The sequence below is a fragment of the Priestia veravalensis genome (assembly GCF_001457055.1).
Taxonomy (GTDB): domain Bacteria; phylum Bacillota; class Bacilli; order Bacillales; family Bacillaceae_H; genus Priestia; species Priestia flexa.
This window is the reverse complement of record NZ_KQ758711.1, coordinates 1-11,802: the sequence shown is the minus strand read 5'-3', so window position 1 is coordinate 11,802 and position 11,802 is coordinate 1. Positions and strand designations below refer to the sequence as shown.

Sequence of the window (11,802 nt, the reverse complement as noted above, 5' to 3'; positions counted from 1 at the left end):
ACATCGCCTCCAGCGTAAAATGTGCATAGACCAATCAAACAGATCAACAAAAAAGGGTTCTCATCATCAAAATGCGATGATGAGAACCCTTTTTCATTATTTTTGGCTAGTTATGTCCCAGCCTCTTTTCTTATGGAGCGTAGGGGATTCGAACCCCTGACCCCTTCGCTGCCAGCGAAGTATTCTCCCGCTGAACTACAGTCCCGTGATTAATATTGAGTTTACGACAGATAGACCCCTATCCTTCTTGCATAATAATTTGAAAAGGTATAATAGTCAAGAAAAATTGGTAAGTATTCCAATTGTATAGTGGAAAAGTTTGTTAGATTTATAGTAAAATTAGGATGGATAAACTTTGATGATAAACTAGGAAAGTTAATCTGAAACTATAATCTATGGGAGAAATAAATGTCAAATGATTTGTATATAGTTACAGGAGTTAGAATAAGTAAAGCGACTAAAGTGGGGAACTTAAGAAAAACAGAAATGCTTATGCCATATACGAACGAAGATAGTAATTCAGAAATTTTAATTAAAGACAATTCATTCAAAATATTAAATGTTTTATTGGTTGGTGATTATGGTTCATTGGTTCTGGAAACAAAAAATATCAAAACAGCTATACGTTTGTTTGAATCTATAAAGTTATTAATGGCTTTTGAACATGAGTACTATGATAATGATATGAAAATACTTAGACTGGACAGCAATTCCGATGAAACAAAGACCTACAAAGTTTATGACTTAAACCATTATCAAAATCATTATGACCGTACTAGCCTTGAAAGTGGAATTGTATTAGGTAATTCAAAGATAAAACAACGAGGAGAATTAATTAAACTTACTTTTCGCGATAATAGGTTAAGAACAGCTTTGGCTTGTTTTTTTCAAGCACAGGAAATTTACTACACTAACTTGGTTGGCTCGTATATTACTTCACATTCCCGCCCAGATATATATATGTATGAAAAAGACGAGTACAGCTTTTTAAACATGATGAACTATGAAAGATATTGTGCTTCTTTAACAGCTGCTTATAGAGGAGTAGAAGCTATCATGAATGTTAACTTTCGTGAAAGACAATTTAAGAGTGATGAATACAAAAAGGTGATCAATAACAGTATTCAAGGAATTAAATGGGATACGAGTTATTTGAAAGCGTTTCATAATGTGCGATACAGTGATAATTTAAGCAAAAAAAGCTATACAAGAGTTGCAACTATGATAAAAAAACTTCTTGTTGCAAGAAATCGAGCTGGACATGGAAAATTATATGCTGATCAAAAAAGGAACAACCCTATCACTATGGAGCTAACTCATGAAAGTGCAAAATTTTTAAGTTTTTTAATTATCGAGTATATCGAAAGTAAAATTGATTTAAAAGAGGAAGAAGTAAATTGAATAGAAAAATTGATGTTGACCTTTTTGACTTTCCTACACGAGAAGAAATGTTACCCTTACTTAAGGAAAGTCCGTTGTATAGTTATAATCTAAAAAAAGAAATATTTGAGCGAGGTAAATTAAGCTCTCTTCACCAAGCATTTAATTATCCAATAACAGTTTCTGACCTTACAGTTTCTTTAAACAATAGAATTTTTCAAGCTAATTTGAGCTATGCTTACGTTTCTTTTTATTTCAGAAGAGGTATTCCTGATGAGCTTGATTCATTAATGAATCTTACAAATAAGCAGTTTACAAATAGAATGCACTTTCAACATCACACGGACGCACTTTTTCAAAGAATTTTCACAGCACTGGACTTACTCGGTCAGATAGTCTTTCATTATTATGATTTAGAACAACCTCATAAAAACAAGATAAGTCCCACTTTCAAAAAAGTTGTAAAGATTCTTGATAAAAAGGACAAAGAGCTATCTAAAAAATTATCTGAAATTAAGGACTGCGATGAATTTATGGAAGCTTCAAGAGTTAGAAATGATATTGTTCATAATAATCCGCCTTACAATGCACATTTTGTTCAAGAGAAACATCCGAGTGGAATAACTGCTTCTGGAACTCATTACTATTCCTCTCAAAAACTTATGGGAATTATGGACAATTTGCTCAAGGTTGTAAGAAGAATTTTTGAAGTGGTTGCAACTCATATTCAAAATAAAAAGGAACTCGCTGAAAAGAGATAAATATCTAAAAAATATTTAAGAGGAGACTATAGAAATGGCGATAACAATTGAGTTGTTCGATTCACCAAAAGGACAAGACATAAAGGAGCTAATTAAAGATAACCCTATTAAGTCATCTATAATAAAAGAAATTGATTTCTATAAAAATGAAAAGCCAACTTTAGAAACTAACCCTCCTCCATTTGTAGATAATCTAGATATACAACAATGGGTTTTAATGCTAGGCAATCGTATCATGGAATTAAATATTCCACTTGCTTACTCAATGTATTTTTTAGAAAAAGGTATTCCTGATGATAAATGGTGGAAGGAGGGAGAAAAACAATCAGTTGAATTTTTCCCTGACTTTGATAATGATAACTGGTCTAATAAATATAGTTTTGATTTCTTTTCAGATATTTTTTTTTATAAAGTATTCACTGTATTTGAAACAATTGGACATTTACTCTTCAAAAAGTTCGATTTAGAACCTCAAGGAAGACAAAAAATAAGTTTTAATACAGCAATCTCTAATTTAAAAGGTAAGCATGAAGGTTTGTATACAGACTTGCTAGATATTAAACAATCCGACAAGTTCAAAAAAGCTTCAATTTTTAGGAATGATTCAACTCATAACTTTCCTCCTTATAGAATTGGAAATGGCTTCAAAGTTTTTGAAAACAGCATGTCTGTTGGAATTGGAAACTACACACCAAGCAAGGAAGTAAAAAAGATAATGATAGGGGCTCTTGAGTGTATTGATGAGACTTTGAAAAGTTTACACAAACATTTAAAAAAGAAATAGTTAATAATTTATTTAAACAACGCCACCTCATTAGTATTTATGTAATAAATTGGCTTTTATAAAACACAGGTGGATACCGTAACACATTGGAAAAGTCTTGTAACTTCACATCAATCCTATTTTAATAGTATTGCAGATTATGCAGAACAAGCTAAATTAAAAGGTGATACGGTTGTAGATGTATCGTTTTTAGAACAGGAGCTGGCGGTTGCCAATAATCGTTCCAAGCAGATGGTTGAGCAGCAGCACACTGAACTTAAAACGATTTTAAGCAATATTGAAGATATTATACATATTACACCGTTTTCCACAGACGCATTTGAAGATGACATAAGCGCAGCTGAGCAAAAAAGAACAGATACCATTACTGCAGTAGAAGAACTAGATAATCAGCTTTCAAGTGAATATGAAATGTTAGATCCCTTCTACGAATCTGTGCAGTTTAATGTAAATAGTTTGGAACAGCTGACTTCTCAAGGCGGCAGTGCTTATCAGCTTGCCTTTGATGCCAAGGCTTACAAAAATAGCGATGCATACAAAACACAGCAGCAAATTGATAAAATCGCTTCAGGGTATGTGGAGGATAAAGTAGAACAAAAACAAGAGATTAAACAAAGAAAAGCAGCCATTGAAGCCGAAAGGCAACGACAAATTCAGGCCAATAAACCATGGTATGAAAAAGGACTGGACATTGCAGGAGAACTTACCGGATACTACGATTATAAGCGAGCCGTAGAGGGAGTCGATCCCGTTACGCATACAAAGCTTTCTACAACGCAGCGAGTGACGGCTGGAGCCATGGCAGCGGCTGGATTTATCCCGTTCGTAGGCTGGGCGGGACGAGCGGTAAAAGGAGGCAGTGTCGTCTACAAAACCGCAAAAAGCATGAGTGCCGCGCACCATGCGATGGCTCTTTATCAAACACCTAAAGCTTTCAAAGCGCTTGAACAAACAGAAAAAGGGCTGTATGGACTTGTATTAACGAATGGAATGTACGAGTATACAACAGGTAAAGATGTATTAGGAAATAAGCTTACAAAAGAGCAGCAACAAGCTAGTTTGTTTCAATCGTTTTGGATTGCAGCAGGTGGTGTACTTGCTTCAAAGGTAGGAAATGGTGTAGACAACGTACAAAGGCCTTATATCTCATCAGAAATTAAAAACACGTTAAGTCATAAATTTACAAACAAAAAATTAAAAACGATAAACAAAAAATTAAAAACGATAAAGAAAAATGAAAAAAACTTTATATCCACAGTCCATTATCTAAAAAATGAAATTAAAAATATTGGAGAGATTAATCTTCCGCTACCTAGAAGAGTAAAAATCGTAGAGCAAGCTCTTACTGGAATACGTATACCTGTGGCTACTGAGTGGATTAAACTAAAAGATCTAGCTCATGCATTTACAATTAAGAGTAATGGGACGCAACCCAATCTTAATCATCCAGTCAGGGTTTATCGAAATATTTCCGATGAGATTTTAAATAAGGAATATACAATTGTAACGAAAAAAGGAACATTTACTACAAGAGTGATGGCAGACAAAAACTTAATTGTTGAAATGCCATTTGTAGGAAAAGGGAAAAGCAGTACAAATTCAGAAGGATGGTTAAGAGATCATAAGTATTATTTTAAAGAACTGTATAAGCAGCATCCAGAATATTTCAGTAAAGCTAATATAGAAAACTTAGAAAATGGATGGGCTATCAAAAATGATGCAGTATTTCGTCGCTATTTAATAGACTGAGACATAAGTAATTCAGTCCTTACTATACTTGAACGATTGAGAGTTCATAACTTTTAATCGTTCAGGTTTTTTGGTTGATTGTGAAAACGGAGATCCCGCAGCGCAGCGAGGAAGCTCAAGTTCCTCCCCGCGGAAAGCGAGTGGCCGTAGCGCAATGGAACGAATGTGTTGAGACAAACTAAAGAGATGGGAACAGCTAGTGTTCGTCTTTTAGAAGCAATCATTTTGTTATGTCCCAAACTCTTTTTCTTTTTGAGTTGGCATAGATTTAATTGTTTTTCCAGTGGTTACTGTAGGGAAAGGAAATGGAATTATTAGATTAAAGTGCTACCTAGACCCCACATTACGTCAACTGATTTCTATAATAGTTATAATTTTTGATGGACCATTTTACTTTGCCTGTATGTAAATAAATGATTTCCTTTATGAGCTAGTAATGCTGGTAAATAGTGTGGGATTTTTTCTGGTATGCCAAGATTATTAGGGTTTAAAATCCAATCAATATCTTTCCAATCTAAAATGCCTTCTCGAGTTTTTATTGGTGTATCATATGTGAAAAGATTGTCTAATTCTCCAAGAAAAACATGTATTCCATCTACTTTACCTTCAGGAGTTAACCACGTTACAACTCCTTGAGATATAAAACCACTCAATTGAATAAATGTAAGGATTTGGGGCACAATACTATAAGTTTATATAGTATTGGAGGTAACAGGTTTGGATAATAAAATGAGATTAACGTCCTCAGAAATTACAAGTTTATGGACACAATATATTCAAGATACAATGGCTGTTTGTATTAGCAAATACGTGTTGGCAACGGTTAAGGACCCTGAAATTTATTCTCTATACGAATTTACCCTAGATATATCCGAAAAGCATTTAAAAGTGCTTAGAAATATTTTTAAGTCTGAAAAGTTGGAGCCACCGAAAGGATTTACTGAAAAAGATGTAAATGTAGATGCACCTCCTCTGTTTACAGATGTTTTTTGGTTAGGCTACATGCATGAGATGACAATGCACGGGTTAGCTGGATATAGTATATCTTTTAGTGTGTCGGCCAGAAAAGATATACGAGATCATTATTTCCAATGCAACATTGATGCTATGGAGATTTATAATAAGTCGATTGAAATTCTTTTATCCAAAGGTATTTATCAACGATCTCCCTATTTTTCTACATCTCAAAGGAGTCAATCAGTTACAGAGATAGGATATGTTATGGATTTATTCGGAGATAAAAGACCTTTAAATTCAATGGAAGCGGGAAACATTTTTTTTAATCTAAAAAAGAGCATTGCGGCTAAGGCTCTCGTCATTGGATTTAAACAAGTAATTAAAGATAAAGACATTCATAAATTTATGGATAATTGTTTACGTACAGTTAATAAAAATATAAATATTTTCTCTTCTATCCTTCAGTATGAAAACCTTAAACCTCCCCAATTATTAGACAATGAAATTACAAATTCTGATGTAGCTCCTTTTTCAGATAAATTAATGGTGTTTCATACTGGATTTTTATTTAATTTAGCCGCCACGTATTATGCTGCAGCTATGGTAACAAGTATGAGGATAGATGTAGCTGGACATTGTGATGCTTCTATTTTTCGGGATTTGAAAACGATCTCATCTTTTGGGAGAATTATGATTAAAAAAGGGTGGATAGAAAAACTACCAGAGGCGGATGATCGTAAAGAGTTACCTGATAATTAATGAAAGTTTTTACTTTTTTATAAATGTTTAAGATGGGATAGCGTCAGAAAAGTGCGGATTTACAACCTTAAGGAAATCCAAGTATAAGAAAGCCTACTATCTCGATGTTTCAAGTGAAATAATAGGCTTTAGTTACCTCAAAGCTTAACTATAGAAGTAGAACGAAAAACACAGACTTTTAACCGATGAAATAATCCAAGAATATGAATGTTTTTTAGAAAGAGTTAACTCACAACCTGAACATACGCCAATGGCAGTAAGTTGGTTAGAAAAAATATTCCCTAAGAAAAAGGTAGGAAGTATTATCGTTTCAGCTGTTAACTGTGTGTGTGTTTTTTACAAACTTGATTATAGTCAATAAAAGAAAACATAAAGTAAAATTTATCTAGTTGTCAGCTTATATAGCAGAAAATCTATTTAAAAAGACCAAGCCCTCATACACATTGTTCTAACAATTTAGTCATATAATGCAACTAAGAAGATTTACTTTTACAAGTAGCTTCTGTCTTTATTCTTACTTTATAGGATCTGATGCTTACTACGCTGAAAAACTCTTTTCAAAAAGTTTTAGGCTTTGACTTAAAATGGAGAAGGAGTGAGTGGTTATGCTATCAACGGTACTGCAGTTTATTTTAGGAATTGGTTTTTTATTCTTTGGTTTCATGAAGTTTTACTCGCAGGACATGGTGAGTGAGTTTGAGCGGTATGGCTTTTCGAGTGGGTTCCGAAAATTCACAGGATTTGTAGAAGTAGTTGGAGCTATTGTCATCGTGTGGGGAGTTTGGTATGAAAGTCTTTCCGCAATCGGTGCGTTTGTATTGGGAGTGACGATGCTGGGTGCAATCTATACGCATTTAGTTCGTGCAAAAGATTCGTTTTCAAAAGCGGTTGTTCCTATTATTCTCTTGGCACTAGCTGTGGTAGTGTTTGTATTAAATTTTGACTCCATACCGTTTTTATAAATGTTAATATGCAGTTTTAGCCGCGAGTTTCGACTAGCGGCTTTTTTTATTCTCTATTCTGCTTTTCAAGCAATTCAATCATTCTATCATTTTGTTTTACTGTTTTTCGCAGGTTTGATTCTATTGAAAATAAAGTGACCATAATTGCAAGAAACCCAAATATTAAAAAAATCATAGTGCTTTACATCTCCTATACAACATGTTATCAAAGAAAATAATAACTATATAATAACATATTTTCTATATTTTACATATATGTATTGCTATCTCGATAGGCCTTTTTAATTATTTCCAATTAGTGTATAGTTAAGGATAAATTATACAATTAATTAAAGAGGTGAGGTCCTTATGAATCAGCTAGAATACGAGTGGGTAAAGAAAACACCTCGCCAACTACTAATTCATTCCATCACTCATGAATTTCATCATAAAGGACAAATTGTGATTATGCTACGGCTGCTGGGTTACACCCCTGAAAATACGGATATTTTGGTGTTAGAGTAAAATCAGGTGGTTGCTTGTTATTCCGCTCGTTTTATTCGGTTGGCTCCTCACTGGTTTAACTGTAAACTCATTTGGAAACATAGGCAATATATTGTTGAAAAACAAAGCCATATGTAAATTTCTTCTTGTTACAAGGAAGATAAATTGCTTCTTCATTAATATTCCATCTATAATAGGTTCACAACCTATTTGGTTTACTAATGGAGGCAAACAACCATGGCGTACGTATTATTATTTCTAATTTTATTAATCGTTGGTATTGTGCTGTTTATTAATGTCCATCCAACGTTTGGGGCAAACCCAACCAAACTACAAAAAGAAGCCTATGAACGGTTTCCTCATTATGAAAATGGCAAGTTTAAAAACATGGTGCCTACTAACATGAAAATGAGCGCAGCTGACATTCTGTCTTTTATCAAAGATTCTATGAACAAAGAGCAGGAACGGAGTCCAAGAAACCAGCTTTCTATGAACAAGATTGACTGGGAAAAGGTGAAAAGTAGGGAAGATAGTCTTACTTGGTTTGGACATTCCGCATTTTTACTAAGCATTGACAATAAAAAACTACTTATTGACCCAATGCTTGGTCCTACAGCTTCGCCTGTATCCTTCATTGGGAGCAAGCGCTACAGCCAAGATATTTTGCATATCATTGATGAAATGCCACCGATTGATGCAGTTTTATTCACGCATGATCATTATGATCACCTTGATTATTCGTCGATTAAAAAGCTTAAGTGCAAGGTAAACCACTTTTTTGTGCCGCTTGGTGTAGGCGCTCACTTAATGAGATGGGGCGTTTCTTCACACAACATTACTGAGCTGAACTGGTGGGACGAGGTAGAATTAGGAGGTATAACACTAGCTTTTACTCCTTCTAAACATTTCTCTGGAAGAGGCGTATTGAACCGTGATTCCACACTTTGGGGTGGCTGGGTTATCCTTGGTGAAAACACGCGCTTTTATACAAGCGGGGACGGTGGATACGATGCTCATTTTAAAGAAGTAGGAGATAAATACGGTCCGTTTACCTTAACGCTGATGGAAGGCGGACAGTATGATGCGCGCTGGTCGTGGGTTCACATGAGACCAGAAGAGTCGGTGCAAGCGCATCTTGATGTAAAAGGTGAAACGATGATGCTCATTCACTGGGGAGCCTTTACACTTGCGTATCACAGCTGGACAGATCCAATAGAACGAGCGATTCAAAAAGCAAAAGAAGAAGGCGTGAACTTACTTATTCCAGAGCTCGGAGAAACGGTTTTGCTGCATGGTGAAAAAGCAAGCGGTGTTAACGAGTGGTGGACAAATGAAAGTAAAGAAGCATAAATGAAATGCCCCTAACAAAAGGGGCATTTTCTAATGGAGGAGACAATGAAGCCAAATTATAAAGAGTTAGGACATGCGGATATTTTAGGACCAAAGTTAAAGGAGCTAGTTGAGCAGCAGCTCCTTGAAGATTTAAAATTTTATGGTATTAATGGAGAGAAATTTAAGTTTGACAGGTCGGAAAGTTGTATTGAAGGGCATGACGAAGAGTACTTAGACGGAACAGTGGAAAACTTTTCAGGTATTAACTTATTTAATGAGCAAGATGAACATCAATTAGAAGGCTGGATGGAATTTATTTATGAGCGGGAACATCACTTTTTCATCGCATACTGGGAGTTTTTACACGATATATCTGCTACTAAACGATACCTCAAAGATATGCCTGGAATTCCTGATCACGTGTTTAGTAGAATTCCAGAAGCGGTGCGCAGCCGTTATAAAAGGCAACGGTTAAATCAATAAAAGGAGTATTCTTTATGAAAACAGAAGAGCAATTTTCAGCCGAAAAAGTACTAAAGTATTTGTTGATTGGTAGCCAAGTAGATGGTGTGAAGTTTGGGTCTGACAGTGGAACAACGATTCTAAACTTTAGCAACTACAGGAGAAAAGAAGACAGTGACTTTGTTTTATCAATTGAAACTGCCTGGACTTTATACCCCAAACCAACTGATTATCCATCGTGCGAGGAGGAAGTGCCTAACTTAACAGAGAAAGAACAGTTTCAGCATATTTGGAGCATGCGTAGGGAAAAGGTAGTGAAAGTTGAATTAGGGAATCCATCGCCACATCTTATTATTCACTTACAATCTAACAAAGTACTGTTTGTGAACGGCCACGACCCTAATTATGAATGCTGGCAGCTTGAAGAAGAATGGATGAGCGGCGACTGGCTTGTGGTAGCTGCGCCTGGTGATGAGGTTGCGGTTTGGTGTCTAGATGGGTTTGAAGTCTTTTAATCTTGAAAACACTAAAGATAAAGGATAAAATTAACACTGTAATATTTTGCTATATTAGCTGAGGAGAGATGAGACGAGATGAGTAAAGAAACGTTCTATGAACAGGTAGGAGTTGCTATGACGTGCAGATCCTACGAAGAGTACGAAAAAATGTTTGTGTTAGATGATAATCTGTTAAGAAAAGGGCCAATTCTAGATGTTGCAGCGGGTGCCTCTTCTTTTAGTGCCAGCGCCAACGAACAGAGCTATGATGCTTTTGCTGTTGATCCGCTGTATAACTTAGAATTTGAAGACATGATGTGTAAAGGTCAAAAGGAAATGCAAGAGGCAAGTGATAAGCTAGAGAGAAGTCGTTCAAACTTCTCTTGGGAATCTTATGGAAGCTTAGCGGAGCATATACAGATTAGAAAACAATCTTTTGATGTTTTTCTAACCCATTATCAAGAAAAAGAAGTCAATAAACGATTTGTATGTGGAGCTTTACCGAATCTACCCTTTAACAATGAAACTTTTTCTCTAGTTTTATGTAATCATTTTTTATTTTTATATGAAGAGCAATTTGATTTTAACTTTCATTTGCAGGCCATTCATGAGCTAATTCGAGTCACTAAAAAGGGTGGAGAAATAAGGATTTATCCTCTAGTAAACTTTAAAGGAGAGAGGTTTCCTTTTTTAAATGAGCTAATAGAAACCTTAAGCGACGAGAATTTATCTGTAAAAATAATTAGTACACCGTTTCGATTCGTTCCTACAGCAACCGAAGTGTTAACTATTAAGAAAGCAGATTAAAAATCGAAACCTTTCTTCTCATGGGGAAGGGTTTTTTTATGCGGATTTCATTAATAAGGGGGACTGTTACTTGAACAACAAATATAAGCTTTTACTACTCGCTGCTCTGGTAATTACAATCTCTTGGGCCACGGTACATTTTTTTAACCATGACAAGCGTGCAGCTAAAGATTTTGCTGAAGAATTTTACGCCATTCCGCTCCCACCTAAAACAAAAATTATTGATCAAGATTTTAATTATGGTGTTTATTATGGAGGAGGGCCTTGGGGAAGTAGCGGACGGCCAACCGTGGTTGCGTATAAAAAGCTGTCTTCTGAACTAAGTGAAAAAGATTTGGTTGATCATTATACTAGTAACCCACCACTAGAAGGTGTAGAGATTTACTTTAAATGGGATGAAAAAGATACAACAACCGCTGTTATTTATTCGTTATTTCTCTGCTGTATTAAAAATAATGCTAGACCGATTAAGATGAGTGCAATCCCCATACCTTGTTGCAAAGAAATGACCTCACCTAAAATGAAATAAGCGAGTGGATCGGCTACACTTAGTTAGACAGAAATTTTAAGGTCAAGTAGAATTAACTATACTAATCAGTTATGAGGAGAATCTACATGACAAAAAAAGTACGTCGAACGTTTACCGAAGAATTTAAGCAACAGATCGTGCAGCTATCTCAGAATGGAAAGCCTCGTAAAGACATCATTCGAGAATATGAGTTAACACCATCTTCGCTTGATAAGTGGATTAATCAAAGTAAGTCCTCTGGTTCCTTCAAAGAAAAGGATAACCTCAGCCCCGAACAGAAAGAGCTGCAGGAACTTAGGAAACGTAATAAGCAATTAGAGATGGAGAATGATATTTTAAA

Annotated in this window: 12 protein-coding genes, 1 tRNA gene and 2 pseudogenes; 12 read left to right on the top strand and 3 right to left on the bottom strand. The window is 35.2% G+C overall.

Annotated features, from left to right (window positions below):
• Positions 1-133: 133 nt before the first annotated feature.
• Positions 134-197: transfer RNA gene (locus tag AS180_RS19570), tRNA-Ala, on the bottom strand.
• Positions 198-408: 211 nt separating this feature from the next.
• Here AS180_RS19570 and AS180_RS19565 point away from each other — a divergent pair.
• The 4 genes from AS180_RS19565 to AS180_RS19550 are packed head-to-tail and all read left to right on the top strand — an operon-like array spanning position 409 to position 4,674.
• Positions 409-1,401, top strand: a complete 993-nt coding sequence (locus AS180_RS19565) for a hypothetical protein (RefSeq protein WP_062687369.1) — start codon at positions 409-411, stop codon at positions 1,399-1,401.
• Positions 1,398-2,141: a Cthe_2314 family HEPN domain-containing protein gene (locus AS180_RS19560; protein WP_062687368.1), complete on the top strand. Its 744-nt coding sequence runs from the start codon at positions 1,398-1,400 to the stop codon at positions 2,139-2,141. The genes AS180_RS19565 and AS180_RS19560 overlap by 4 nt, the downstream gene beginning before the upstream one ends.
• 34 nt (positions 2,142-2,175) lie before the next feature.
• Positions 2,176-2,925, top strand: coding sequence for a Cthe_2314 family HEPN domain-containing protein (locus AS180_RS19555; protein ID WP_062687367.1), 750 nt, complete (start codon positions 2,176-2,178; stop codon positions 2,923-2,925).
• A gap of 48 nt (positions 2,926-2,973) precedes the next feature.
• Entirely contained in the window at positions 2,974-4,674 is a 1,701-nt protein-coding gene (locus tag AS180_RS19550; protein ID WP_258954143.1) for a T7SS effector LXG polymorphic toxin, read from the top strand.
• Positions 4,675-5,042: 368 nt separating this feature from the next.
• On the opposite strand, the gene AS180_RS19545 is transcribed toward AS180_RS19550, so the two are convergent.
• A complete protein-coding gene (locus tag AS180_RS19545) occupies positions 5,043-5,327 on the bottom strand; it encodes an NUDIX hydrolase (protein WP_062687365.1) in 285 nt (94 codons plus the stop codon).
• 64 nt (positions 5,328-5,391) lie between these two features.
• Here AS180_RS19545 and AS180_RS19540 point away from each other — a divergent pair, with 64 nt between their 5' ends.
• The 7 genes and pseudogenes from AS180_RS19540 to AS180_RS19515 all read left to right on the top strand — a co-directional run bounded on the left by AS180_RS19540 (position 5,392) and on the right by AS180_RS19515 (position 10,933).
• Positions 5,392-6,390: a DUF3231 family protein gene (locus AS180_RS19540; protein WP_226373002.1), complete on the top strand. Its 999-nt coding sequence runs from the start codon at positions 5,392-5,394 to the stop codon at positions 6,388-6,390.
• 605 nt (positions 6,391-6,995) lie between these two features.
• Entirely contained in the window at positions 6,996-7,352 is a 357-nt protein-coding gene (locus AS180_RS19535) for a DoxX family protein (protein WP_062687364.1), read from the top strand.
• Between the two features lie 360 nt (positions 7,353-7,712).
• Positions 7,713-7,856, top strand: a pseudogene (locus AS180_RS21915) (DinB family protein); the annotation flags it as partial.
• 216 nt (positions 7,857-8,072) lie between these two features.
• On the top strand, positions 8,073-9,185 hold the full coding sequence (locus AS180_RS19530) for an MBL fold metallo-hydrolase (protein WP_062687363.1): 1,113 nt from the start codon (positions 8,073-8,075) through the stop codon (positions 9,183-9,185).
• A 45-nt stretch (positions 9,186-9,230) separates the two neighbouring features.
• Complete coding sequence (locus AS180_RS19525; RefSeq protein WP_139109240.1) at positions 9,231-9,650, top strand: hypothetical protein; 420 nt, start codon at positions 9,231-9,233, stop codon at positions 9,648-9,650.
• A 14-nt stretch (positions 9,651-9,664) separates the two neighbouring features.
• A complete protein-coding gene (locus AS180_RS19520; protein WP_062687362.1) occupies positions 9,665-10,144 on the top strand; it encodes a hypothetical protein in 480 nt (159 codons plus the stop codon).
• A 78-nt stretch (positions 10,145-10,222) separates the two neighbouring features.
• Complete coding sequence (locus AS180_RS19515; RefSeq protein ID WP_025910982.1) at positions 10,223-10,933, top strand: class I SAM-dependent methyltransferase; 711 nt, start codon at positions 10,223-10,225, stop codon at positions 10,931-10,933.
• Between the two features lie 423 nt (positions 10,934-11,356).
• Here AS180_RS19515 and AS180_RS23705 read toward each other — a convergent pair.
• Positions 11,357-11,467, bottom strand: a pseudogene (locus AS180_RS23705) (EamA family transporter); the annotation flags it as partial.
• Positions 11,468-11,548: 81 nt separating this feature from the next.
• Here AS180_RS23705 and AS180_RS19505 point away from each other — a divergent pair.
• The coding region (locus AS180_RS19505) for a transposase (protein WP_062687360.1) at positions 11,549-11,802 on the top strand (254 nt) is incomplete at its 3' end.

Excerpts from the sequence above, each read along its gene's own strand:
- AS180_RS19565 (WP_062687369.1), top strand. The coding sequence starts at position 409 with ATGTCAAATGATTTGTATATAGTTACAGGAGTTAGAATAAGTAAAGCG.
- AS180_RS19555 (WP_062687367.1), top strand. The coding sequence starts at position 2,176 with ATGGCGATAACAATTGAGTTGTTCGATTCACCAAAAGGACAAGACATA.
- AS180_RS19535 (WP_062687364.1), top strand. The coding sequence starts at position 6,996 with ATGCTATCAACGGTACTGCAGTTTATTTTAGGAATTGGTTTTTTATTC.
- AS180_RS19530 (WP_062687363.1), top strand. The coding sequence starts at position 8,073 with ATGGCGTACGTATTATTATTTCTAATTTTATTAATCGTTGGTATTGTG.
- AS180_RS19525 (WP_139109240.1), top strand. The coding sequence starts at position 9,231 with ATGAAGCCAAATTATAAAGAGTTAGGACATGCGGATATTTTAGGACCA.
- AS180_RS19520 (WP_062687362.1), top strand. The coding sequence starts at position 9,665 with ATGAAAACAGAAGAGCAATTTTCAGCCGAAAAAGTACTAAAGTATTTG.
- AS180_RS19515 (WP_025910982.1), top strand. The coding sequence starts at position 10,223 with ATGAGTAAAGAAACGTTCTATGAACAGGTAGGAGTTGCTATGACGTGC.